The sequence below is a fragment of the Methylotuvimicrobium alcaliphilum 20Z genome (assembly GCF_000968535.2).
GTDB lineage: Bacteria > Pseudomonadota > Gammaproteobacteria > Methylococcales > Methylomonadaceae > Methylotuvimicrobium > Methylotuvimicrobium alcaliphilum.
This window is the reverse complement of record NC_016112.1, coordinates 4,620,165-4,646,011: the sequence shown is the minus strand read 5'-3', so window position 1 is coordinate 4,646,011 and position 25,847 is coordinate 4,620,165. Positions and strand designations below refer to the sequence as shown.

Annotated in this window: 21 protein-coding genes; 12 read left to right on the top strand and 9 right to left on the bottom strand. The window is 49.9% G+C overall.

Annotated features, from left to right (window positions below):
* Positions 1 to 4 precede the first annotated feature (4 nt).
* The gene (locus tag MEALZ_RS19790; protein WP_014150434.1) at positions 5 to 1,345 is read right to left on the bottom strand and encodes a POT family MFS transporter; all 1,341 of its coding nucleotides are present in this window, start codon (positions 1,343 to 1,345) and stop codon (positions 5 to 7) included.
* Positions 1,346 to 1,719: 374 nt separating this feature from the next.
* Between MEALZ_RS19790 and MEALZ_RS19785 the strand changes: the two genes are divergently transcribed.
* Genes MEALZ_RS19785 through MEALZ_RS19760 form a run of 6 tightly spaced genes read left to right on the top strand, consistent with a single transcriptional unit; the run spans position 1,720 to position 8,560 of the window.
* Positions 1,720 to 2,700, top strand: a complete 981-nt coding sequence (locus tag MEALZ_RS19785) for an AAA family ATPase (protein ID WP_014150432.1) — start codon at positions 1,720 to 1,722, stop codon at positions 2,698 to 2,700.
* Positions 2,700 to 3,608 carry a DUF58 domain-containing protein gene (locus tag MEALZ_RS19780; protein WP_014150431.1) on the top strand — a complete coding sequence of 303 codons (909 nt, stop codon included), beginning with the start codon at positions 2,700 to 2,702 and terminating at the stop codon, positions 3,606 to 3,608. Before MEALZ_RS19785 ends, MEALZ_RS19780 begins: the two co-directional genes overlap by 1 nt.
* Positions 3,608 to 4,084 carry a DUF4381 domain-containing protein gene (locus MEALZ_RS19775; protein WP_014150430.1) on the top strand — a complete coding sequence of 159 codons (477 nt, stop codon included), beginning with the start codon at positions 3,608 to 3,610 and terminating at the stop codon, positions 4,082 to 4,084. Before MEALZ_RS19780 ends, MEALZ_RS19775 begins: the two co-directional genes overlap by 1 nt.
* Positions 4,081 to 5,061, top strand: a complete 981-nt coding sequence (locus MEALZ_RS19770; protein WP_014150429.1) for a vWA domain-containing protein — start codon at positions 4,081 to 4,083, stop codon at positions 5,059 to 5,061. The genes MEALZ_RS19775 and MEALZ_RS19770 overlap by 4 nt, the downstream gene beginning before the upstream one ends.
* Entirely contained in the window at positions 5,058 to 6,842 is a 1,785-nt protein-coding gene (locus MEALZ_RS19765) for a VWA domain-containing protein (protein ID WP_014150428.1), read from the top strand. Before MEALZ_RS19770 ends, MEALZ_RS19765 begins: the two co-directional genes overlap by 4 nt.
* A 53-nt stretch (positions 6,843 to 6,895) precedes the next feature.
* Entirely contained in the window at positions 6,896 to 8,560 is a 1,665-nt protein-coding gene (locus MEALZ_RS19760) for a BatD family protein (RefSeq protein WP_014150427.1), read from the top strand.
* Between the two features lie 110 nt (positions 8,561 to 8,670).
* Here the strand turns inward: MEALZ_RS19760 and MEALZ_RS19755 are convergent, their stop codons facing one another.
* Positions 8,671 to 8,997, bottom strand: a complete 327-nt coding sequence (locus tag MEALZ_RS19755) for a hypothetical protein (RefSeq protein ID WP_014150426.1) — start codon at positions 8,995 to 8,997, stop codon at positions 8,671 to 8,673.
* A 41-nt stretch (positions 8,998 to 9,038) separates the two neighbouring features.
* Positions 9,039 to 9,410 carry an ArsR/SmtB family transcription factor gene (locus MEALZ_RS19750; protein ID WP_014150425.1) on the bottom strand — a complete coding sequence of 124 codons (372 nt, stop codon included), beginning with the start codon at positions 9,408 to 9,410 and terminating at the stop codon, positions 9,039 to 9,041.
* Between the two features lie 470 nt (positions 9,411 to 9,880).
* Here MEALZ_RS19750 and MEALZ_RS23840 point away from each other — a divergent pair, with 470 nt between their 5' ends.
* Entirely contained in the window at positions 9,881 to 10,009 is a 129-nt protein-coding gene (locus MEALZ_RS23840; RefSeq protein WP_269844355.1) for a hypothetical protein, read from the top strand.
* Positions 10,010 to 10,071: 62 nt separating this feature from the next.
* On the opposite strand, the gene fnr is transcribed toward MEALZ_RS23840, so the two are convergent.
* Positions 10,072 to 10,767: a fumarate/nitrate reduction transcriptional regulator Fnr gene (gene fnr / locus MEALZ_RS19745; protein WP_014150424.1), complete on the bottom strand. Its 696-nt coding sequence runs from the start codon at positions 10,765 to 10,767 to the stop codon at positions 10,072 to 10,074.
* Between the two features lie 623 nt (positions 10,768 to 11,390).
* On the opposite strand from fnr, the gene MEALZ_RS19740 reads away from it, so the two are divergent.
* The 3 genes from MEALZ_RS19740 (at position 11,391) to pcp (ending at position 14,297) form a co-directional block, all read left to right on the top strand.
* A complete protein-coding gene (locus MEALZ_RS19740) occupies positions 11,391 to 11,951 on the top strand; it encodes a thioredoxin family protein (RefSeq protein WP_014150422.1) in 561 nt (186 codons plus the stop codon).
* A gap of 90 nt (positions 11,952 to 12,041) precedes the next feature.
* Complete coding sequence (zwf, locus tag MEALZ_RS19735) at positions 12,042 to 13,511, top strand: glucose-6-phosphate dehydrogenase (RefSeq protein WP_014150421.1); 1,470 nt, start codon at positions 12,042 to 12,044, stop codon at positions 13,509 to 13,511.
* Positions 13,512 to 13,667: 156 nt separating this feature from the next.
* Positions 13,668 to 14,297, top strand: coding sequence for a pyroglutamyl-peptidase I (pcp, locus tag MEALZ_RS19730; protein ID WP_014150420.1), 630 nt, complete (start codon positions 13,668 to 13,670; stop codon positions 14,295 to 14,297).
* 20 nt (positions 14,298 to 14,317) lie between these two features.
* Here the strand turns inward: pcp and MEALZ_RS23215 are convergent, their stop codons facing one another.
* The 5 genes from MEALZ_RS23215 to MEALZ_RS19705 form a co-directional block, all read right to left on the bottom strand.
* A complete protein-coding gene (locus tag MEALZ_RS23215) occupies positions 14,318 to 16,327 on the bottom strand; it encodes a dipeptide ABC transporter ATP-binding protein (RefSeq protein WP_014150419.1) in 2,010 nt (669 codons plus the stop codon).
* A 2-nt stretch (positions 16,328 to 16,329) separates the two neighbouring features.
* Positions 16,330 to 17,658, bottom strand: coding sequence for an ABC transporter permease (locus MEALZ_RS19720; protein ID WP_014150418.1), 1,329 nt, complete (start codon positions 17,656 to 17,658; stop codon positions 16,330 to 16,332).
* Positions 17,655 to 18,773 (bottom strand): ABC transporter permease, encoded by a 1,119-nt coding sequence (locus MEALZ_RS19715; RefSeq protein ID WP_014150417.1) that lies wholly within the window; start codon positions 18,771 to 18,773, stop codon positions 17,655 to 17,657. Before MEALZ_RS19715 ends, MEALZ_RS19720 begins: the two co-directional genes overlap by 4 nt.
* Entirely contained in the window at positions 18,770 to 21,304 is a 2,535-nt protein-coding gene (locus tag MEALZ_RS19710; protein WP_014150416.1) for an ABC transporter substrate-binding protein, read from the bottom strand. The genes MEALZ_RS19715 and MEALZ_RS19710 overlap by 4 nt, the downstream gene beginning before the upstream one ends.
* 128 nt (positions 21,305 to 21,432) lie before the next feature.
* Entirely contained in the window at positions 21,433 to 22,323 is an 891-nt protein-coding gene (locus tag MEALZ_RS19705; RefSeq protein WP_014150415.1) for a carbohydrate kinase family protein, read from the bottom strand.
* Positions 22,324 to 22,754: 431 nt separating this feature from the next.
* Between MEALZ_RS19705 and MEALZ_RS19700 the strand changes: the two genes are divergently transcribed.
* Positions 22,755 to 23,477 (top strand): ABC transporter ATP-binding protein, encoded by a 723-nt coding sequence (locus MEALZ_RS19700; protein ID WP_014150414.1) that lies wholly within the window; start codon positions 22,755 to 22,757, stop codon positions 23,475 to 23,477.
* Positions 23,477 to 25,843 (top strand): ABC transporter permease, encoded by a 2,367-nt coding sequence (locus tag MEALZ_RS19695; RefSeq protein ID WP_014150413.1) that lies wholly within the window; start codon positions 23,477 to 23,479, stop codon positions 25,841 to 25,843. The genes MEALZ_RS19700 and MEALZ_RS19695 overlap by 1 nt, the downstream gene beginning before the upstream one ends.
* Positions 25,844 to 25,847: the final 4 nt, after the last annotated feature.

Genomic DNA, 25,847 nt, shown 5'->3' with positions numbered 1-25,847 from the left:
ACTCTTAAATGCTTTGCTCATCCTGTAAAAAAGTTTGTTCTCGATAGTTCCGGCTTACGACTAAAAATAGTAATGCAGTAATCAACATCAGTCCGGTGAAAAACCAAAAATAAGCACTGCCTGATAATTGGTTGGAATCATCCGAACTCATCATTAAAAAATTGACTGCACTGGTCAATAAATTACCGGCGGCGATAAACACGAAATAATAAGCCATGATAAAGGATTTCATCGATTTCGGCGCCTGCGTATAGGAAAATTCCAGACAAGTGATCGAAACCATGACTTCGGCCGCGGTCAATAACAAATACGCCAATAACTGCCAACCTATATGCGGCGTTAGCCCCTCATCCAATTGCACTTGAATTACCGACGGTATCGCAAATGCGAAGACGGTTAAAAACAAGCCGATCGCGATTTTTCTCAAGGGAGTCAAGTCGAAATAACGATTCAAGAATGGGTACAAGCCATAGGAAAAACAAGGCACCAAGATCATGATCAGCAAAGGGTTAGCTGCCTGAATCTGTGACGGTAATATCTCGATACCGAATATGACTCTATCCATTTTTTGTGCCTGTAAAACCCATGATGAGCCAATCTGTTCGAATAGAGCCCAGAAAATCGCGATAAATATATAGATTGAGGTCAATTTGCCAAGGATCTTCAATCCGTCATAGCCAAGCATTTCCTTGATAAAGCCCATGCCGGCCGGATCAATATGTACAAAACGATAACGTCCCGCCCAAAAAATTATTGTGGCCAACAACATCAATATTCCGGGTACGCCGAAAGCAAGCGACGAACCATAGTTATGCAGTAGCCAGGGAATCAACAGCATCGCGGCAAAAGCGCCGAGATTAATCGAAAAATAAAACCAACCGAAGACTTTTGTCATCAAGTGGCGGTTCGTATTACCGAATTGATCGCCCAAGTGTGAAGACACGCAGGGTTTGATACCGCCGGCTCCAAACGCTATCAACGCTTGTCCGATCAAAAGTCCCAAGCGGGTATCGTCGATCGACAAGGTCAAATGACCGAAACAATAAAAAAACGATAAAAAAAGAATGGTCCGGTATTTACCGAGCACGCTATCGGCCAGTAATGCGCCGAACAAAGGCATCAAATAAACCGCAGAAACGAACAAATGAAAATAGCCTTGGGCTTCATGCTCGGACATAAGATCGGGTTGTCCCGATGCATCGACTAAATATTGAGTCATGAAAACGACCAAAATTGCGCGCATACCGTAGTAGCTAAACCGTTCGGCGGCTTCATTGGCGATGATGAAGGGAATGCCCGAGGGCAGTTCGGTTGTTTTAAGGGGTTTTTTACGATATTTGGACATGATTTTGAAAGAATCGGTTACCTATAATCATAACAAATTAAAAGATTTAAAATTATTATTACTATTAGTCAAGCTAAAATCTGTGGATAAGCCTTTTTTAATATTTTTTATCAATACTTTAGTTCTATGACTAAACTGCTTGTAAACTTCGGTTCAACATGTGGAGGGCTTGTGGATAAAATCGGACCGGTTGATTTATACACAGCAATACACAAGAAACTCACCGTTTGTTCGCAAAGTTACGCACTTCTATGCCAGTCCTCATACGGATACAATGGGAACCTTTCGGCATAAAAGTTGTTAAAGCAATTCGGCAAAGTATTAACTGCATGCCTTGTCGAATGTAGGATTTTAAATTTTATTCATTCAGGATCATGAGCGTAGACATTACCAATCAAAGTGCGATGCAAAAGCTAAAAAGCTTTATCAGCAAGCAAATTATCGGACAGGATGTATTGATAGAAAGAATGCTGATTGCGTTGTTGAGCGACGGTCATATTCTTGTTGAAGGCGCGCCGGGCTTAGCTAAGACACGGGCAATCAATGTACTCAGCAAGGGTATCGAAGGCGATTTTCATCGCGTGCAATTTACGCCGGATTTATTGCCTGCCGATTTGACCGGGACCGAAATTTACCGGCCTCAACAAGGCACATTCGAATTTCAAAAAGGGCCTTTGTTTCATAATTTGATTTTGGCCGATGAGATTAATCGTTCGCCGGCCAAAGTGCAGGCGGCATTACTCGAAGCGATGGCCGAAAGGCAGATTACCGTCGGCGGCGCGACTTATCCCCTACCCGCCTTGTTCATGGTCATGGCCACGCAAAACCCGATTGAACAAGAAGGCACCTATCCCCTGCCGGAAGCGCAATTGGACCGGTTCTTATTGCATATCAAAATCGATTATCCTGAAGCCGAACACGAAAAAAGTATTTTGCATCTCGCAAGAAACGAAGCTAAAAACGCTAAGAACGGTACAACAGAATCTTTTATACCGTTGACGCAACACAATTTATTTGCAGCCCGTCAGGAAGTCTTGGATATTTATATGGCCGATAATCTTGAAGATTATTTGCTGCAAATCGTTTTGGCGACCCGTAATCCCGGTGCCTACGGCAAAGATTTGGCCTCGTGGCTACAATACGGCGCAAGTCCAAGAGCCAGCATTGCATTGGACCGTTGCGCGAGAGCCAAGGCATGGCTGGCGCAACGCGATTTCGTCGGCCCCGAGGATATCCAGGATATTGCTTTCGATGTCTTGCGGCATCGCCTGATTCTATCCTATGAGGCTGAAGCCGAAGGCATCACACCCGATTATTTCATTCGCGAATTGATCAACCGGATTGCTGTTCCTTGATGCTATCGAACAAAACCGACACTCCCTCATCAGCTGCCGACGAACGAGTCGCGGTAAGTTTGAAAAGCTTGGTCGATCTGGCACGAACGGCTGGGTCGCTTAAATTGCATCGTTGGTCAATCCGCAGTCGGCAAACCGGCGGCTATGTATCGCGCTCGAAGGGACGCGGTATGGAATTTGATGAAGCTCGGCTTTATCAACCCGGAGACGATATTCGCAGCATCGATTGGCGAGTGACGGCCCGTACCGGAAAAACCCATACCAAGTTGTTTCGCGAAGAACGGGAACGGCCGGTATTTATTGCGGTCGATAAACGCATGGCAATGCAATTTGCGACGCGGGGCGTATTCAAGTCGGTACAGGCCGCCAAGCTGGCCGGGCTCTTGGCTTGGACCGCGCAGCAACACGGCGACCGCATCGGTGGGCAAGTCTTTTCCGATAGCACCTGTATGGAGATGAAGCCGCAACATGGCCGGCATGCGGTTTTGCGGTTTTTTCACAGCCTGGTGCAAACCGGCGAAGGCCATCCGGTCGAATTCAATTTCGAACTCGGTTTGGCAAGATTGTCGCAACACGCGCGGCCCGGCAGCTTGATTTATATCATCAGCGATTTTCGCGGTCTTGAAAGCAACGCCGAACATCATTTAAGGCGGCTCGCCCAACATAACGATGTCGTATTGATTCAAGTCTACGATCCGTTGGAAAGCAGCCTGCCTTCGGGGGGACATTTTCGACTGACCGATAGCCGGCGCGATGTGGTCATCGATACTCGGGACCGGAATCGTTTGAGTGATTATCAGCAACGTTTCAATGCGCGATGCCGCTATTTGGAAAACCTTGCGAAAAAATTCCGAATGACTTTTATTCAATGCAGCACCGTACAAGATCCGGTGCAGAGTTTACGTTAATGAATCCGCAGCCGCTTCCGTTACGCGACATTCATCTGCCGGAACCGATCGGTTTTTGGCCGCCCGCGCTCGGCTGGTGGTTGGCGGCTTTGGGGGTTGTGATTTTACTCGTGTCGATGGTTTGGTTGATTCGGCGTTTGACTCGTAAAACCGCGCTGAAATCGGCGCGCCGATTATTGGCGGATTTAAAACAAGACCCGAGCCTGGATCCTGCCGAAAAGGTCAGTCGTCTGTCGGTCTTGCTTCGCCGAGTAACGATCAGCTTGGCATCGCGAGAGCAAATCGCGGGTTTAACAGGACAAGCTTGGTTGGACCATCTGGACGCCTCGCTGCCGGACAAACCCTTTAGTAACGGCATTGGCCGGCAATTGATCGAAATTCCGTACCGTAATGAATTACCACCGGACACCGATGTCTTGGCATTATTTGAACTGTGCGAGCGTTGGCTGAAAGCTCAAAAACGAAATAAACGATGATACATTTTGAATGGCCTTGGTTAATTGCAGCACTACCTTTGCCTTTGTTGGTCCGTTGGTTGTTGCCGCAAGATTCGCCACAACAGCAAGCCGCGCTCAAAGTTCCTTTTTTGGAAGATTTTTCGGTGTGCGCAGCGCAGGCATCGATGAAGTCGGCGCGCTGGCCGTTAATGGTCGCGGCAGTCGCATGGGTCTTGTTGGTATTTGCCTGCATGCGTCCGCAATGGCTCGGCGAACCGGTCGAACAAACGGTTAGCGGACGCGATTTGATGCTGGCGGTCGATTTATCGGGGAGCATGGAAGAACAGGACTTTATCATCAACAAACAACGGGTCGACCGGCTCACCGCGACGAAATGGGTCGCCGGCGATTTCATCGCGCACCGAACCGGCGATCGAATCGGTTTGATTCTGTTCGGAACTCAAGCTTATCTACAAGTGCCGTTGACCTTCGACCGTAAAACGGTCGTGACTTTATTAAACGAATCGGTGATTAGTCTGGCCGGCGAAATGACGGCGATCGGCGATGCGATCGGTTTGGCGGTCAAAAGGCTAAGAAACCAAGATGATACGAGCCGCGTATTGATCTTGCTGACCGACGGAGCGAATACCGCGGGTGAAGTTACGCCGTTGAAAGCGGCGGAATTGGCTGCCGAATATGATCTTAAAATTTATGCCATCGGCATCGGCGCAGACGAAATGATCGTGCGCAGTTTTTTTGGTTCCCGTAAAGTCAATCCATCGATGGACTTAGACGAAAAGACCTTGACTGAGATTGCGGAAAAAACCGGCGGACGTTATTTTCGCGCTAGAAACACCGAAGAGCTCGAGCAAATCTACGATATTCTCGATCGACTCGAACCGGTCGAGAAAGACAAACAGTATTTTCGGCCTCGTAGCGAATTATTCCATTGGCCTCTGTCAATTTCTCTGGTTTTGGCCGGCATCATCGCGATGGCGAGATTGAGAGCATCATGATCGACTGGCAATACTTTCATTTTATCCGGCCGTGGTGGCTGTTGGCGCTAATACCTTGGTTTGCGGCTTTATTGTTGACGCTAAGACATAAACTACAACGGGGTAATTGGTCGACGGTTTGCGACGAGCCGTTGTTACCCCATATCCTGCAGGACAAAGTACAAAATCGCAGCAGAATGACCTTGACCGCCGGAGCATTGGCGGCTTTGCTTACGATTTTCGCCTTGGCCGGACCCGCCTGGGAACGCTTACCCTCCCCTGTTTTCCGCGACGATTCGGCGTTGGTGATCGGCTTGGATTTATCGCTTTCGATGGATGCGACCGACCTAAAACCGAGCCGGCTGCAGCGCGCCCGTTTCAAAATCGCCGACATCCTGAAACAACGCAAGGACGGCCAGACCGCGTTATTGGTCTATGCCGGCGATGCCTTTACCGTGACTCCGTTGACAGCCGATACGCAAACGATTGCCAGTCAATTGTCGGCATTGACGACCGACATCATGCCGGTACAAGGCAGCAATTCTGTTGCGGCGATAAATCATGCGATCGATTTGCTGAAACAAGCCGGCATGCAAAAAGGCCATATTCTCTTGGTAACCGATGGCGCCGATATCGATAAAACTGAGGCCACGGTAAAAAATCTGGGCACTTATTCCTTATCGATACTCGGAGTCGGCACGGCCGAAGGCGCTCCAATCGGTGCGCCGGGCGGCGGTTTCGTCAAGGACGGACAAGGCAACATCGTCGTTCCGAAATTGAATGCCGGCGAATTGAAAAAATTAGCTGCACTCGGTAACGGTATCTACCGGACGATAAGCCCGAACGACAGCGATATAGAAACCCTGCTAAGCGGTTTTGAAAACCGGCAGGTTCAAAGCGATGCCGGGGACGATGACTTATTACTGGAATTATGGGCGGAACGCGGACCTTGGCTACTGTTACTGATTTTGCCGTTGGCGGCATTAAGTTTCCGAAAAGGCGTATTATCGATTGCGATGCTGCTGGTTTTGCCTTTTCCGAATCGGGCCGAGGCGCAGGACTGGCAAAGTTTGTGGAAAACGCCGAATCAACAAGCGCAACAGGCTTTCGAGGCCGGAGACTACGAACGAGCGGCCGGTTTGTTTAATGATCTGGAATGGAAAGCTGCCGCTGAATATAAGTTAGGATCGTACGAACAAGTTCTTGAAACACTCAAAGATAGCGATAGCGCGCGCGCTCATTACAACCGTGGCAATGCACTGGCGCAATCGGGACGTTTGGCCGATGCCGTCACGGCCTATGAGGAAGCGTTGAAGCTCGATCCTGATCACGAAGACGCGGCTTTCAACAAATCCGTTGTCGAAAAAGAATTGGAAAAACAACAGCAAGAACAGCAACAAGGCCAAGACCAAAACGATAAGGATCATCAGCAAGATTCCGAACAAAACGATCAAGGCGAGCCTTCGGAAGAGTCCGGCGACGACGAAGCGCAAGATCAAAACGAACAAACGGACGATCAAGATCGGCAACGCTCATCGCCCGAACCTCAAGACATTGAAGAAGGACAAGACGATCCGGAACAAGATGAAGGTCAAGTTCAAGAGCAAAACGACGAAACGCCGGACGATCAAGGAAAAGAAGAAGTGGCAATCCAAGAAACCGAGCCGGCCGATGAAGCCAAACAAGCCAGCGAACAATGGCTGAAACGCATCCCGGACGATCCTGCCGGTTTGTTGAAACGTAAATTCCAATATCAATACGGCCGCCGCGGCCGGCAGCAACAACAAGACGAAGCTTGGTGACGACGACGATGAGGATAACGACAAAAAAAAGACTCTCGATAGAGAGCTTCTTGATGCTGATAGTGTTTAGTCTATTCGCGGCTTTCAAGGCACAGGCCGCAAACATCGATGTAACGGTCGATCGCAGCCCGGTCGGCTTGAACGAATCGTTCCAGATTACTTTTATTGCCGATGAAACGCCGGACGATCAGCCCGACTTCGCACCGCTCGAAAAAGATTTCGAGATACTCGGCCGGAGTCAAAGCAGTAGTACATCGATCATAAACGGTCAATACAGTAAGACGCAGCAATGGAAATTGTCGGTTATGGCCAAACACGCGGGCGAATTGACGATACCGGCTATTGCTTTCGGCAAAGATCGTAGCAATGAGGTTTCCTTGATGGTGACCGAAGCCGGTAGCCGTGAGATTCAGGCCGTCGATGACGAGTTGTTTTTGGAAGTCGAAGCCACGCCGGAAAATCCTTATGTCCAATCCCAAGTTCTCTATACCTTGCGTTTCTATCGTCGAGTGTCAATCACGCAAGCCCGGTTATCCGAACCGGAATTAGACAATGCGGTCATCGAAAAGCTTGGCGAGGATAGCAATTACACAACTCAAATCGGCGGTATCGGTTATCAAGTCACTGAGCGTAAATACGCGATTTTTCCGCAGCAAAGCGGAACGCTAACGATAGCGCCGTTGCAGCTCGATGCCGAAGTGATTACAGGAGGCCAGCCTCGATTCAACGGTTTTTTTAATCGGCAAAGTACAAAGTTAAAACGTATTAACTCAAAACCGATTACCCTCGAGATTAAACCGATTCCGGAAACCTTTACCGGCGCTCATTGGTTGGCTGCCGAAAAGTTGAGTCTGAGTCAGGAGTGGTCCGGCAATATTGCTCGAATGAGAGTCGGCGAACCGCTCACCCGAACGTTACGCATTGCCGCTCAAGGCGCGACGGTTGGCCAATTGCCCGAGTTGCATAAGCAGCCGAAACAAACCGATCTAAAAACTTATCCGGATCAACCGGTGTTGAATGAAAATAAAGGTCCTGAAGGCATTAAGGCGCTACGCGAAGAAAAAATCGCGTTTATTCCCGGAAAAGCCGGTCAATACACGCTGCCGGCGGTTGAAATACCGTGGTTCAATACCCGTACCAGACAAGTCGAAATCGCTAAATTACCGGAAACAACGGTGATTGCCGAAGGCGCAATGACGGCAAACGAGTTGCCGCCTCCAGCATCGGATGCCGAGTTTAAAGTTCAGGCAGAAACCGCAAGTTCTAACAGCCCACCGCAGTCATCCAAGCAATCCGATTATTGGATGTGGGCGGCGCTATTTTGTGCAGTCGGTTGGCTGGCAACCGGACTTTATTTCGGTTTACGCCGTTCGGTAAAGTCCGAAGTAAAACCGCAAGACCCGATTCAACAGTCCTTGTCTGAATATGTCAAAACCTTGAAAAAAGCCTGTGCCGAAAACGATTCTCAAGCGGCTAAGAATGCCTTGATCGGTTGGGGGCGGGAAAAATACAAGGTCGCCAGTCTAGGTGATTTGGCCAATCATTGCGAGGCTAGGTTAAGAGACGAGATTATGTATCTAAATGCATGCCTTTACAGTGCCGACCGGAAAGACTGGCAAGGAAAAAAGTTATTTCAAGCCTTTTCCGAGCATAAAGCCAGGGAGCAACTTGGCGATAAGCCGCTAGACAATGAGTTGGAACCTTTGTATCGCGTGTAAAAACCGAATGTTTACTACCCGGCACCTAAAACCGATGCCATTCAATAATCTTTCTTGGTGCCGGGTCTGGAGAGAGTGAAATCGAAAACTCGACAAAAACTTCCGTATCGTCAGTTGATTATCGTTACGGGTCCGTGATCGTCGCAGTGATCCCCGTGAGGGTGATGTAAACGTCCATTGACGATGTAATCGATGTGATCGCCATGCGGAATGGCCGCGTGTCCGCATCCTTCATGACCGCAAGCGCAGTCTAACGGCGCACAAACGGCCGGGTTGGTTTCTGTTACAGCAATGACGTGTTCGTCGTAATGGTCTTGATGCGCATGATGCAAATGGCCGTCATGTAAATAATCCACATGACCGTCATGTTCGATACGCATATGACCGCAATATTCGTTATGAACGTGCTTGTGTTCGGTATGAATGTGATGTTTCATGGAGCAATCTCCTAAAGATAAAGGGCGATAACGCCTTGATTTTAACAATCCAAATGTTCTCGACTGCGTTGAAACAAGTCTCGAACATGGTCGTCAACCAGTCGATAGAATGCATGTTTTCCGGATCGACGGAACTGTACCAGATGCAAGTTACGGAGCAATCGCAGCTGGTGTGAAATAGCCGATTGGCTCATATCCAATAAATTGGCCAAATCGTCCACACATAACTCGGTGTGCAGCAGTGCGGCAATAATCCTTACCCGCGTAGGGTCGGCTAAAGCTTTAAATAAGTCGGCTAGTCGACCGGCTTCGTACTCGTCAGGCAAGTCCGGTATGGCCCTGGCCAACAAGTCGGGGTGCGTCTCTTGTTCATCGCAGCAATCCTTGGCGGCTAGTTCAGGTGAAATAATCATATCAATATCTACTCATATGTTCATCTATTTGTTTTTAAGATAAGCATTCTAGCCAAATGTTCAAAATATTATTGTTTATACCTATCGTAGATCAAAATTCGGCGTCCTTGGCGTTCGAATGCTGCCGTCAAGCTCCATAGATGGCAAGTTTTTTAGATGCATTAGAGCCTGAATGCAAGCATTACTTATATTTCTGTGATGGCTTAACTTAATGGTTGTGCGCTCTAGCGTCACGTTCCGCTGGAGCGGTACTTAGGCATTCCCACGCAGAGCATGGAAACGAGAATTGACGGGGATTGAACAGTTACCTTGTAGTAGTTATTTTGCGCATGTTCCTTAATAATTGATTTATATCAATAAACGATTAAGTAATCATGTGATAATGGCTTTACCCATAAGGGTGTTAAGTTTTGTTGTTCGATCGAACAATAGAACAATACGTTTTAACTCACAATTGAGAAAAGTTTATTATGAAATTTATTAGCCGTTTGTTTTTAGCCATTATTGCAGTTTCAGCCTTAGCCGCTTGCAGCGAATCCGGCCAAGGCCCTAGCCGGCCGTCCGACTCTGCAAATTCAGCGCAAATGATGTTGAAATAAGTACTTTCCGTTGCGAGTTGAGCCGAGGTTGCAATTACGCGGTAGCTTCGGTTCAATAACAATTATTCGACGATGACTTTTAAAGAGTCTATGTTATTAATTTTGACGTTGCGTCGATTGATGGTAATGATTCCTTGATGATTCAGTTCGGCAAGCAAGCGGCTAACGGTTTCGTTAGTAAGCCCCAAAAAATTAGCGATATCTTGCCGTTTCATCGTTAAATTAAATTCGGTTTTCGAAAACCCTAAGGCGTTGTATCGATGCGATAGCCTTAATAAAAAAGTCGCCATTTTTTCTTTGGCGGAACGATGACTTAATAATAATATCTGATTATGATCGGACTCGATTTCCTTACCTAAAACGCGCAGCATTTGAGATTGCAAACTAGGAATCAATCGGCATAAATCATTAAGCTTCGATAATGGCAATTCGCATACCTTGCTTGTTTCAAGCGCTATGCTCGAGCTTGTGAAGCGCCCATGCTGAAAAGCGTCAAACCCCATTAATTCCCCGGGTAAATAAAATCCAATTGTTTGTTCGGCGCCATCCTCACTATATATAAAACTTCTGAACGATCCAGTTTTAACGACGAATAAACTTCGGCATTTGTCGTCCTGTTGATAGAGATATTGATCGGTTAACAGTGGCGCTTTGTTTTTTACGATTGTCTCGAACTGTTCCAGCTCGGTTTTCGGTAAGCCGTAAGGAAGACATAGCTCGACTAGCCTGCAGTCTTGGCATAATGTTTCGTAGTCCATTGTTACTGTCATTTTTGTAATAGGGGTGAAATTGTCAGCTGCTAAGATAACTCAAAAAGTCAGTTATACCCATCGTAGATCAAAATTCGGCACCAGGGTGTCCGTCAAAGGACGCCGTGAAACCAGCATCTAAATTATCCAAGACAATTAACCATGGCCAATGGGCTATGGAATTTAGGTGCTGGGTAAATACATCCCTGTAGGCTCTATGCCAGCCCCCCCGGTGCAGGGCAAACGCATTAAAATAATCAACATATCAATATGTTATCCTGTTGCTTAGAACGCTTAGTCAATTCAGTTTAACTTATGGAACCCTTCCCTGGGCCTCCGGGTGTCTGCTGACTCGCGCCATCCGGGCGCCTCCTCAGGCACTGCCGAAACTTGAAGTGCGAAAGGTATTCCCCATAGCTTACAAAGTTGAACGATCCCTCATTAGGAAGGGATTAAAAGCCAATTAGACCGGATATTTCATAGATGATTCAAGTAGTATGCCGTCTAATGGTTCATAAAGTAAAACCGGTCATTTGCAAAGCGGCCTAACTATCCATACTTAGTCTAAGGCTTTATAATTCCGTATTCGAAATGGTTTAAGATTATCCAAGTAAGACATAGGAGAGTATAGAATGGCAGCGACCGAATCTAATATGATGCCTTTAGGAACCCGTGCGCCGGATTTCAAATTACCCGATACCGTGACCGGAACGAGTAAAACGCTTCAAGAATTGAAAGGAGAAAAAGGTACGGTGATTCTCTTCATGTGTAATCATTGCCCTTATGTTCTGCATGTCAAAGATCAATTGATCGCTATTGCCAAGCAATATGCGCAACAAGGCATTAGCACGATTGCAATTAGCGCCAATGACATTATCAATTATCCGCAGGACGCGCCGGATAAAATGCACACAATGATGCGAGAATGGGGTAACCCTTTCGCCGCTTATCTTTACGATGAAAGCCAGTCTGTTGCAAAAGCTTATCAAGCCGCTTGTACGCCGGATATCTATGTATTCGATGCAGCCCTATCTTGTGTTTATCGCGGGCGCTTGGACGGATCGACCCCTAAAAACGATGTACCGCTGACCGGCAGCGATTTACGCGCGGCATTGGATAATTTACTGGCTGGAAAGTCTATCGATTCGCAGCAAATTCCGAGTATAGGCTGCAATATTAAATGGAAAGATTAATGAACGTAGGGAAACGGTTCCAATTTTTCTTTCATTTTTTTTCAAATCTAATTAAGTAGCCGAAAATCGGTTTATTCTTCATCAAATTCAATGAAATCAAATCAAAAATTCAAACCTTGCGACCTGGTCATATATGGCGCGTTAGGCGATTTATCGACACGCAAATTATTAATTTCGTTATATCGGCTCGAAAAATCCGAATTGATCGAGCCCGAGACTCGTATCATCGGTATTGACCGGCATGCTCTCGAAGAGGGCGGCTTCGTTAAAGTTGCTAGGAAAAGTTTACAGTCTTATCTTAATGAGACGATCGAGGATGAAGTCTGGCAGCGTTACTCGGCTCGAATGCAATATCTCATGATCGACCTAACTCAGCTCGATCAATATAAACAATTGAATGCGGTCATCGATTCCAAATCCAGAGTGCTGGTCAATTATTTAGCTGTCGCGCCGTTTTTGTTCAAAAATATTTGCCAGGGTCTCGATAAAGCAAAAATTTTGACTCGAGAATCGCGAGTGGTGATGGAAAAACCGATCGGCAACGATCTGAAATCCAATCGGGAAATCAACGATGCCGTTGCTGAAGTGTTTAACGAGGATCAGGTATTCCGTATCGATCATTATTTAGGCAAGGAAACGGTTCTGAATCTGTTGGCCTTACGATTTGCCAATTCGATTTTTACGACCAATTGGAATCACAATACTATCGACCACATTCAAATTACCGTTGGCGAGGAAGTCGGAATCGAGGGCCGTTGGGAGTATTTCGATAAAACCGGGCAACTACGGGATATGCTGCAAAATCATTTATTGCAGATCCTGACCTTTATCACAATGGAACCGCCCGCGTCGCTGGAAGCCGAAAGCATTCATAGCGAAAAAATCAAGGTGTTGAAAGCCTTGCGTCCGATTACCGCCGACAATGTCGAAGAAGTCACCGTGCGCGGGCAATACACCGCCGGTTATATGAAAGGACAAGCCGTGCCGGGCTATACCGAGGAGGAAGGTGCCGATAAGGAGAGTACCACCGAAAGTTTCGTCGCGGTGCGTGTCGATATCGATAATTGGCGCTGGGCCGGAGTGCCGATATATCTGCGTACCGGCAAGCGCATGCAAAATAAGCGCACCGAAATCGTCGTTTATTTCAAGCGTTTGCCACACAATATCTTCAAGGACAGTTACCGCGAATTGCCGCCGAATAAATTGATCATTCATTTGCAACCGAAAGAAGGCGTGGAAATCGAAATGCTCAATAAGGTACCCGGAATCGGCGGTAGTATCACGTTACAGCAGAATAAACTGGATTTGAGCTTTTCTGAAACGTTCAAAAACAGCCCGTTTTTCGGCGGTTACGAGCGGCTGATTTTGGAAGCAATGCGGGGCGACCCGACCTTGTTCCTGAGTCGGCAGGAAATCGAACAGGCTTGGGCATGGGTCGATTCAATACAAGATGCTTGGGCGCGTAGAAAAATTGCGCCAAAACCCTATTCCGCAGGAAGCTGGGGGCCGGTCGCGTCGGTGGCATTGTTGGCGCGTGACGGACGGGCTTGGGAAGAGTAAGCTCAATCTTGTAGGGTGCGCATCGCGCACCATTTGTCTCTATTGGCCGGGATGATCGGCTTAGGCTATGACAGCATGGATGCTGTCATAGCGCCTACAGGGACGTATTTACGGCGTCCTTTGACGCGGGCCCCCGGCGCTGAATTTTGATCTGTGATGGCTAAGTTATTAATAACAGGCTTCGATCCTTTTGCAGGAGAGATCATTAATCCTTCATGGAAAGCCGTTCGCCATTTAAATAATACGATCATCGGTGGCTTTGAAGTGATTGCCCACGAAATTCCGACCGTGTTCGGAAAAGCGTCGGCGATCGTGCAAAGTCAAATTGAGCACCATCAACCCTCTGTCGTGATCGGTGTTGGTCAAGCGGGCGGTAGCAATGCCATTCGTATGGAATGTTTGGCCAAAAATCGGATTAACGCCAGAAAACAGGATAATGAAGGTAATCAACCTAAGAATGCATTGATTGCCATTGAAGGTCCTGCCTCCTACCCGGCTTCGATTCCGGTTGAAAACATGGTCGAGCAGATCAAAACAGAGGGTATTTCAGCGTATCTTTCCAATTCAGCGGGAGCTTTTGTCTGTAACGAACTTTTTTATTCGACACTCCATTATGTCGAATGCCAAAACCTGCCGATACGAGTTGGTTTTATTCATGTCCCTTATTTGCCGGAACAAGTCGCCAATACAAAACGAGCCGGACTGCTGCCAAGCATGACCGAAGAAACGGTCGTTCGAGCGCTGACTGTTGCAATCGAGGCTATTGGTGACCGTTTGAGCAATTAAACTCAAACAGCATTTCACCATTATGTATCCTTATGCAACCAACACGCCGAATAGTGAACGGCGCGCGGTTCGAACTCCGGCGGTTCTTCTACATCGCACAGCCCTTCGATGGCATGCGGGCAGCGCGGATGAAAGTGGCAACCAGGCGGCGGGTGCAGCAGACTGGGCGGTTCGCCGCCCGGTAGTTCTCGTTCTTGAGCGGCATTCTCGGCATCGGGGTCGGCGGTGGCCGCTAGCAAGGCTTGCGTATAGGGATGCTGAGGAAAGTCGAGCAGGTCGTCAACAGTGGCTGCTTCGACGATGCGGCCTCCGTACATCACGAAAATGCGGTCGGCGAAATGCCGCACGGTCGATAAATCGTGCGTGATGAAGGCCAGCGTCAGCTCGCGCTTGCTTTGTATCGTACGGAGCAGGCGCAGGATCTCGACGCGCACCGAGGCGTCGAGCATCGAGACCGGTTCGTCCGCGATGATCATCGCTGGTTGTAAAATCAACGACCGGGCAATGACGACTCGCTGTTGCTGACCGCCGCTGAGCATGTGCGGAAACTTCGGCAAATAATCGTCGGCTGGCGACAAGCGCACCTCTTCCAGTGCAGCCCGTATCCGCGTTTCACGTTCCTGGCGGTCTTTGACGCCGTGAATGATCAGCGGCTCACTCAAGGCGCGGCGGATCGTCATGAAGGGCGGTAGCGCGCCGAAAGGGTCTTGCTGCACATAGCCGACTCGCGCCCGGTATTGCTTGAGTTCATGCTTATTTAAGGTATGCATGTGTCGGCCTTCGAAGACGACTTCGCCTTGAGTCGGCTTATGCAGACCGAGTAAGGTGCGCGCCAAGGAGCTTTTGCCGCAACCGCTTTCGCCGACGAAGGCAACCGCCTCGCCGCGATAGAGATGGAAATTTACGCCATTCACCGCGCGGACATAGCCCGCCCGGATAAATCCCCATTGCTTTAATTCGAACCAGGTATGCAGGTCTTGTGCAGTAACCAAAACCTCTTTGCTTAACGGCTGTGTTTCCAAAACGGGAGTCGGGGTTTTAATCAACTCCCGAGGGTTGGTTGTTTCGGTAGGGTCCGCATAAAGCCAACAACGGACTTCGTTTCGTTTCGACAAGGCTATCGGCATAGGGTCTTCATCGCAGCGGTCGAATCGGACGGGGCAACGATCGGCGAAACGGCAGCCCGAAGGCAGCAGCATCAGATTCGGCGGTTGACCTGGAATGTGATCGGGTTGCCGGGTCTGATGCAGGCGCGGGACACTATTCATCAACAGCTTTCCGTAAGGATGGGCCGGTTTTGCAAAAAACTGCGCGGTACTGCTAAGTTCCACGATTTGACCCGCATACATCAGCGCGATGCGATCGGCGATTTCGCTGGACGTGGCGACGTCGTGAGTAATCAGCATGAAGCTGGTGCCCAGTTCCCGCTTGATGCGTTTCAATCGATTCATGATGCCGGCCTGCGTCAGAACGTCCAACGCCGAAGTCGGCTCGTCCATGATCACCAGTTCCGGTTCCGCGACCAAGGCCATCGCCAGCACTACCCGTTGGCGCATGCCGCCGGAAAGTTCGAAAGGATAACGCCTTAAAAAATCGCCGGACACACCGACCAGTTCGAACACTTCCCCGGCGCGGGCCATGGCTTTGTGCGGGGACCAGCCGCGATGCACACACAAGGGTTCGGCCACTTGCTCGCCGACTCGCATGACCGGATTCAAAGCGTTCATCGAAGCCTGCATCACCAGCGAAATACGCAGCCATTGGATTTCACGGCGAAAGCGCTCGGGACTCAGGGCCATGATGTCGATGCCGTCGAGCAGCACCCGGCCCGAATGGTGTTTGACATTGCGCGGTAGTACCCGCAACAGGGCCTTGGCCAACGAGCTTTTGCCGCAACCCGACTCGCCCAGCACCACCAGTGCTTCGTTGCGCTGGATTTCGAAGTTCAGGCCGTCTACTGCAGTGACGATGCCGCGTTCGGTTTGATAGGCAAGCCGCAGATCTTCGACTTTGAGCAGGGGTTCTGTCATCGTTAGATCCGCCGTAGCCTGGGGTTGAACACGCGATCCAGCGCAAAACCGAGCAAGGCAAAACCGAGACCTGTCAGCATCAGCAGCAAAGCCGGAGCCAGCACCCAATAATAATAGTGATTGTACAGAGCACTTTCGTTTTGCGCGTCATTGAGCACTTTGCCCCAAGTCGGCAGCACCGGATCGCCGAGCCCTAGCACCGCCAACGAGGCCTCCAAAAAAACGAAGGCTGGGATCAGCGTCACAAAGGTAGGAATCAGCACCGGCAGGATGCGCGGGACCAAGTAATGCAAGATGATGCGGCTATCGCTGGCGCCGTAGGCTTGCGCGGCCTGAATGTAGGGAGACTCGCGTATCGGCAGCAGCATGGCCCGGTACATTTTGGCGCTGGCGCTGAAGATGCCGAGCAGCACCACGACGCCCAGCATCAGCCAAATGCTGGTTGAATAGAGCGTTCCGACCATGACCAGTATCGGCAGCAGCGGTAAAATCATGTTGATCTCAGTGAGCCGTTGTATGGCGGCATCGAGGCGCCCGCCGAACCAAACCCCGGCCGCTGCGATTACTAAGGTCGTCAGCGTCGTGCCGACTGCCGCCAAGAGGCCGAAAGCCAGCGCGATCGGCGTACCCCACAGCAGCGCGAGCAGCAAATCGCGGCGCTGATGATCGGTACCGGCGAGGCCGTGAACGCGCCCATAAACAACCAGTTCGGCGGTGATTTCGGCGGCTTCGTCGAATAATACTGCATCCAAGACCAGCGTGTAGCGTCCGGGTAAAACTTTTGGCGAATCGGTGCCGGGCCGCGCCAGCAAACCCACATGGGGGAGTAGGCCAAGGCGGCGTTCCAATGCCCAATCCTGGGATAGCGAAAAACGGTCGTTGGCCGTGATACGACGTCCTCCTAAGGGAATTTCGCGCCCGTCGGGGGTATGCCAAGTCAGTCGGGCAAAGGGTTCCCGGGTGTGCTTTTCTGACTTCAGAAACAAGTTGATTTCACTCGGGAATTCGGAAAAATCGTAGTCGAAATGTAAGGGTATTCTCAAGCGTCTACCGCCGGAGAAAGTCACCGATTCGGTTTCGGCGTCATGGCTGGAAATAATCAACGTTTTAGGCTTATTACCGCCTTTCAGTCGATCCAGCCATACCGGTTCGGCATTTCGCGGATGCATGCGCCAATAGTCGCCTCCGCGCCAACGATCGAGGGCTTCGTCATAAGGTATTGCGATAACCGTAACAATCGATAAACCGACTAAACAGAAAATGATCGCCATGCCGAGTAACGCGGAAGGATAACGGCGCAGTTCCCACAGTCGTTCGCTCCAGTATCTCATCGGGAGGCTCCAATACGTACGCGCGGATCGACGATGCCGTACACGATGTCCAGCACCAGGATGGAGAAGGCCAGCAAATATGCGAAGATCACCACCGAACCGATGATGACCGGAGTATCATGATGGCCGATAGCTTGAAAGATCAAGGTGCCGAGACCCGGCCAACTGAAGGTTCGTTCTAAAATGATTGCGCCGCTCCACATGCTGATCAGCATTAGCATGAAACTAGTAATGACCGGCGCGAGCGTCGGCCGCAAGATATAGCGACGCTCGATCATCCGGGAAGGCAGGCCTTTTGCTCTGGCCATTTCCACGTAATCTTCGCTGGAGTGAATTAAAAAGAAGGTTCGCCAGGAATAGATTGAAATGAAAATTTGCGACAGCAGCATGGCCAGAACCGGCAAAGCCATGTGTTTCAACACACTGAGCGTATAGTTCCAATTGTTTTCCGGCGGCGGTGCTTGCACCATGCCGCCGGCAGGCAGAATCGGTAAAAGGAAAGCAAAGCATAGAATCAAAAAGATGCCATAAAACCAAGCCGGTGCCGCTGAAGTCGGAGCCAAAACAATGACGATGCGATCCATGAAACTGCCGTAGTGCCGGGACAGCCATAAGGCGATATAGACGGACAAGAAAAAAATCAGCAGATTAGCCGTGCCGAACAGCAGCAAGGTGGCCGGCAAGCGCTCGAGGATGATAGCATGGACTTCGCGCGAACCCTTGTCGCTGTGCATTTGTTCGGCGCGCCCCAGATCCAGCAGCATTGCACGGTAAAGATAATTGAAACTACGCAGCAGGAAAGGCCGGTCCAGATTCAGCCTTTGAACTTCCAAGTCGACGCGGCTTTGTATCAGCCGATTGCGCTCCTCGCTGTCGAGTTCGCGGAAAGACAAGTTGCCGCGCACGGCTTCGGAAATTTCGCTGCGGATTTGCACCAGGCGCAATTCGTCCACGCGCCCTCCCATGTTGGCAATCAATATGGTCAGATAAACGCCGATCAAAACCATCAGCACCAACGCAATAATGCGTTTGCCGGTCAATAACAGCATCAATTTGAGATCGCGAAGCAATCCCTCCGCTTTGTTCGGAATACTTGGGTTTTGGCTAGGGTTCATGGTTCGATACCTTCGGGAATCGATTCGTCGGCGGGTAAGGTTGCGAAGCCGTGAGAAGCGAACGACGGCAGCGCGATACGGTTGGATTTAACCGCCAGTTCCAGACTATTGGCCCCGGCACCGAGCCGAGAAATTTGCCTTGCCGTCAAATTGACTCGCCAAATGCCGTTCTCGGACGGTTCAGCCTTACCTTTAAACGAAAGTTTGCCATCGCCGTCAAACAATAAAAAGATGACTTCGTCGATGGCGTTTAACGGATAGGGCTTTCCTTGAAATGTGACTTGCAAGTCGAATGTCGCAGGTTGACCGACATTGACGAGAATCGGGCCGTCCATGACCAATTCGGGGATTTCCGGTTGAACGAAGCGCAGCCATTTGTCGGCGGGGTCCGGAAAATCTTCGTTACGGCGAAGCACGATACTGCCTTCGAGCGGATGCACCGAATGCAGATAAAAAGGCCCATTGCCAACCCAAAAATGACCGCGTTCGGCATACCAGTCTTTCAATGCTTGATAACGTTCTTCCGCTTCGCCGGAGCTCAAATAGTGTTTCAGCAGCGAGGCAAAAGGAATAAAGCCTTCAAGCCTAGCCGATTCGAGCAATTGCTGCAAGATCGGCAAGCTGGGGCCGGATACTAGGCTCAACCAGTCGACTTGCAACCGGTCGGCCTTGTGCGAGGAAAAAGCCAGACGCTCGTTTTGTTCGGCTAAAATGCCCAGCGCCAAGCTATGCCAAGGCAAGACGCTAGGACTCTTGTCGGCAACCGTAACTTCGGCGTCGGGATGAATTTGATCGCTATAGATGTCGATAATCAGCGGTTGTTTCGAGACGATACGCCATCCCCGGAAATGACGCTGAAAGGATTCGAAATTGGGCACATGCGCGATGTCGTACAACGGACTGTTCGGATCGGCCCGCTCGAAGCTAAGAATCCACGGTAGCAGTAAATCGGCCAGGGATAACGTGCTTCCGTCGTGCCAGCGCCGTTGCCAATAATCGTCCTTATAGCGAATACGAATGCGGCCGCGCGCCTCAAGGCCATCGGGGTGTTTTTCGGCGACCGTGATGAAGCGCTTGTCATGACTATTCCAGTCAATCCAGGCATTGCCGGGAACGTTTATGGTTTCGGCTCGGTGTATCGTCAGCCAATCGTGACTGATGATCAAAGGCACGCCATATTGGACTGTGACGTCGGCCGACTGGATCTGCTGGGGCCAATACAGGCCGGTGAATGGGTCCGGCAACAAAGGCGGGTCTTGTAGGGCACGGATGATTTTTTGGTCGAAGATCCAATTGCTGCCGGCAACCGGATTCCAAGGTTCCGTTAACAAGCCGGGCGAGCCGATCACCATGTTTCCGCCGACTCGATCGTCGAATCGTAAGGTATAGGGCCACAGTGCAGAGGCGGAAACACCGCCGGCTAGATCCACCGCCAGTCTAACATTATGAGCCCGGGGCCAGGCATTGATTTGATCCACCAGCCATACCCGTACGGAATCTTCCAGAGCCAATTGCAATGCCCGGCTCATTAAAGCCCGACGCTCCGGCCAAGTGCGATAATCGCGGCGTTGCAAGCGGTCGGCAATCTCGTCGAATTCAGCCGAAGGGCGATAAGCCTGCCATAAAGGGTCGGCGCGCCCTTTGGACGTGTAATAATAGCTGAAATTATCGGTTAGATCGCGCTCAATCCGGCTGGCAACCCAACCGCCAGTGTACAGATGCCAATGGCCGGCATGGGGATCGCCGGCAAGCCAAATTCGTGAAGCTTCGGCGGCAGTGCGATAGAGGTAGCTGATTTCGAACCCGAGATTCTCGAGCAGCGCGCCAATATAGTCGCCGATATTTTTGCGTGCATCTTCGGTTCGGATCAATAGACGCAAACGTACCGGCCTGTCTTGATACCACCAGCGGCCTTGTTCGAATCGAGCACCCAAAGACTGCATTTCCCTATCGATGATTTGTCTGGCGGCTTCGGGATCGTGTTGATAACGTAGTTCTAAAGCTCTGGCAACGTCGGCCAAATGCGCATAGTCCGGAAATGCGGTGCTCAGTGGGAGAAAACGTGGGACAGCCAATCCGCCGTAGATTTCTTCGGCAATATAGCGGCGGTTGATCAGTTGATTGAGGGCTTCGCGTATCGCCGGAACATGAAAGGGATTGAGTTCGCCATTGGCGAAATGGGGACCTGTCGGATTGAGGGTCAGTTCTACCGAGCTACCGTAGGAAATATCGTAGTCGGCGTTTTTCGAATCGCGCAGACGCTGAAAAACCGTGGTGCTGGTGATGCCCTGCGTGAAAATATGATGGCTGCCGCTCTCGATCAGGCTGACTACCTGCCCGATATCGCCTTGCTGGGTAAAGACGACCTGGTCGACCAAGGCGCCGCGGCGACCATCGTTTTGTCGTTCTTCGGAAGATTGCCGACCGGTTTCGACGAAGGCTGGTGCCGAGCCCTCGTTTTTCAAGTAAAAAATGAAAATAAGCGCCGTGAGAACCGATAGGGCAATCATGGCAAGAACGAGTTTGTTCATGTGCTGCACGCATCGGTAAAGTGGATGGAAAGCATTCGTTTGACACGGAGATTGTGCATGTCGGGCATGCTATGATTTAAAAAAAGCAATGTCAAACAGCTAATCCAGCTATAACAAATAAAGCAAATCTAACGTAAGAAATCTTGCACTTCTTCCTGCGTCGGTAATCCGGGTCTGGCGCCGGTTTTGGTACAACATAGCGCACCGGCAGCGCTGGCGTAATTCAAAATATCCAACCAGTCTTGGCCGGCGGCCAATGCAGTGGCGAAAGCGCCGTGAAAAGCGTCGCCGGCACCAGTGCTATCGATAGCGATCACAGGATAGGCCGGCAGCTCGCCTTGTTCATTACCGCGTTGCCAAATCAAGCCGTTTTCGCCCAAGGTGATCACGGCAGCAGGTGCGGTTTCCGCCAGTCGCCTCAATGCCGTGTGTATGTCTCCGGCGTATTGCAGCGCAAATTTTTCCGAAGCAACCAAATAATCCGATAAGTCCAATAAGCCGATGCTGCCCTCGTGAACCGAGCCGGCATCGAGCACGGTCGGAATACCGTTGTATCTTGCATAGCGTGCCAGTTGTAAGGAAATATTCGGTTCGTGACCGTCGAACAGCATGACCTTGGCTTCGAGGTTCGAATAATCGACCGCACCGGCGTTCAAGGGGCGGGTTGCGCCTTTGTAATTGATCAGCGCGCGCCGGCCGTCGGGTTTGACCAGTATTGCAGAGAGGGGTGTCGGTGCCTTGCCTCTAACGATAAAACGGGTGTCGACGCCATCATCAAGCAATTCCTGCCAATGTTTGCTACCGAATAAGTCATCGCCTAAATAACCGGCAAAAGCCGCCTTGAAACCGAGCCGGGCAACCGTTATCGCGGCATTAGCGGCAGGCCCTCCGCCGCAACCGGCAAAGCGGTCGGCAAACACTTTCTCATCGGTGCCGGGGTGGGCCGGTACCGAAAAAATAAGATCATAAGTGGCTTGTCCTACGCAAAGGACATCGATACAAGTAGTAGGTTGATTCATAAGCGGAATAAATGCTAGTTATTACTGAGGTACAAGTGTAATGCAGTTTATACTTATCGTAGATCAATAGAGAAATTCAGCATAGATTACTCCTTTTATATAATCTCTATTTAAACACTTTAATGCGATAATATTTGACAAATAAGCATGCAATCTATTTTCGACGATGAAAAAAGCCTATCTTTTCGATCCTTTTCGAACGAAGTCGTTAAAAAAGGATCGATCGGTAAAGATGTATACCTTTCGCACTTCAAATTTCGGCAGTGCCCGAGGAGGCGCCGGGGTGTCCGGTCGGTTTTCGCTCCTGCAAAATCGACATTCACGCCATCCATGGCGTTCACAAAGGCTTTGCCAGCATGGAGCTGGCATAGAGCATGGACGTATTCACGGCGTCCTTTGACGGACACCCCGGTGCCGAATTTTGATCTACGATGGGTATAGTCAAACAATCGTCAATTGTTTTTCAGGCTCGCGGACTCACCAAGATTTATCGCATGGGAGAAGTTGAAGTTGTCGCATTGCGCAATGTCGATCTTGATCTGTATAGAGGCCAATTCGCCGTATTACTCGGCGCATCGGGCAGTGGCAAATCCACGCTCTTGAATATTCTAGGCGGTCTGGATTCCGCGACTTCCGGCCATGTGCTATACAGTGATAAAGATCTTACCGTCGTCAATGAGAGAGAGTTGACCGCATTTCGTCGCGACCATGTCGGCTTTGTATTTCAGTTTTACAATTTAATCCCGAGCCTAACCGCGCGTGAAAACGTTGCCGCGGTCACCGAGATTGCTTCGCAACCGATGACACCGGAAGATGCGCTCGAGCTTGTCGGCATGGGTAAACGGTTGGATCATTTTCCGGCCCAACTTTCCGGCGGAGAACAACAGCGGGTTGCAATCGCTCGGGCCATTGCTAAAAATCCGTCTGTATTATTGTGCGACGAGCCGACCGGCGCGCTCGACTCATCGACCGGAATCGTCGTTTTGGAAGCGCTCGAGCGCGCAAATCGTGAACTCGGCACCACAACAGTGGTTATCACCCACAACATAGTCATTGCAGAAATGGCGCATCATGTGATTCGGTTAGCCGATGGTCAAATTATAGGATCCGACTTTAATCAAGCGCGAAAATCGCCGTCGGAACTGAGCTGGTAATGCGGGCGCTCAACCGTAAATTACTACGCGATCTCTGGCTAATGCGCGGTATGACCTTGGCGATATCTCTGGTCATCATCGGAGGTATTTCGACTTTTATAATGTCGCGGGTTACCTACGAATCGCTAAAATTAACTCAAACGAGTTACTACATTAATCAGCGTTTCGCCGAAGTATTCGTAAGTTTGGTACGGGCTCCCGAAGCAGCGGCGGAGCGTTTTGCGGAATTGCCGGGCATCAACCAAGTCGAAACTCGCGTCGTGGCGGCTATCAATATCCAGGTAGAAGGTTTCGACGATCCCATTACCGGTCGCATCGTTTCATTACCCGATTTTGGTGCGCCTCGGCTCAATGTGCCATATGTGCGGCGCGGACGATTGCCGGTGGCGGGTGCCGGAAACGAAGTGGCGATTAGCGAAGCCTTTGCCGATGCGCATCGTTTAAAGCCGGGTGATCGTATCGAGGTAATTATCCGAGGACATCGCAAACGTCTTAATATTGTCGGCATTGTTTTAACGCCTGAGTATATGTATGCGATTCCGCCGGGAGGACTATTTCCGGATTATCAACGTTACGGAATTTTATGGATGAACCGTAAGGCGCTTGCTACAGCCTACAATATGGATGGCGCTTTCAACAATGTAGTTTTTTCGCTTCAGTCGGATGCATTCGAGCGCGATGTTATTGATGGAATCGATCTTATTCTTGCTCGTTATGGCGGGTTAGGCGCTTACAGTCGTAAAGATCAGTTCAGCCATCGATTCATTACCGATGAATTGCATGCCCTTGAAATCATGGCAACCATTTTTCCAGTGATTTTTTTGAGCGTGGCGACGTTTCTATTGAATATCGTCATCAGTCGATTGGTGTCTACAGAGCGTGAACAAATTGCGACACTGAAGGCATTCGGTTATGCAACGTCGCAAATTGCCATGCACTATGTCAAATTGATTATAAGCATAACATCTTTTGGGATAGTGTTAGGAGTCGCACTCGGGCTTTGGTTTGCAGACGCCTTATGCAGCATGTATCAACAGCTTTATAGTTTTCCCTATCTTCATTTCATATTGAATCCTGCCGTCATGTCGCAAGCCGTGTTTGTTACCCTATTTGCAGCGCTGGCAGGTACGGCCTTTGCCGTTCGGCGAGCCGCTCAACTTCCACCCGCAGAAGGTATGCGACCGGAACCGCCTCTAAACTATCGAGCTACGCTTATCGAGCGTATCGGTTTACAAAAGCATCTTGACGAACCGTCGCGTATGATAATTCGCCACATCGCGCGGCAGCCCGTCAAGGCAGGATTAACGATATTGGGTATCGCAGCCGCATGCGGTATTTTGATGATGACTAATTTTCAACGGGATGCAATCAATTGGATTATCGAAGTGCAGTATGGCTTGAGTAGCCGTGAAGATTTAACCGTCATGTTCAATGATCCGACACCGTACCGTGCGCTCTATTCGTTAGGAGCATTAGAGGGAGTAAATAATATTGAAGGTTTCCGCTCCGTTTCCGCTCGTTTGGTACATGGTCATCGCAGCTACCGTTTTAAAGTCGACGGCATAGAACCCGGCGGGAAACTCCATAGGATATTGAACCCATCGCTTGAGGCTATCGATATTCCCCAGGAAGGAATTATATTGTCCGACTACCTGGCAACGGAGATTCTCCAAATCGCACCCGGTCAATTACTGACGATTGAAGTTCTCGAGGGCAATAGGTCTGTATTTAAGGTCCCTGTCGTAGGTACTTCGCGGCAATATCTTGGTGTCAACGCATATATGAATCGCTCGACACTCAACCGTTTGATGCATGAAGGCCCCGCGATTTCCGGTGTGCGATTGTCTGTGGATCCCGAATATCAAATCAACCTCTATCACCAACTCCGAGACATGCCGCGCGTTGCTGGAACCATCGTTCGCGATACGGCAATCGAACAGTTCAATGAAATGATGGAAAAAACGATTCTATGGTTTTCCTTTATCACTGCCCTGCTGGGCGCCTTTGTCGCTTTTGGCGTCGTGTATAATTCGGCCCGTATCGCATTTTCGGAACGAAGTCGGGAGCTAGCCTCGTTACGAGTATTGGGTTTTACCCGCGCCGAAGTCGGTTACATCTTGCTGGGTGAAATAGGCTTGCTGACCCTAGCGGCCATTCCTCCCGGTTTTCTGGTTGGAATCGGTCTGTCGAGTTACATTGCAAAGTCATTTTCATCGGATCTTTACCGCATTCCGATGATCGTAGTTCCGTCGACTTATGCTTTAGCGGCTTCCATCGTTTTGATTTCTTTTGCAGTGACTGCTGCGTTGATCTGGCGGCAGTTGAGTCGTCTCGATCTTATCGAAGTATTAAAAACACGGGAGTAAACTA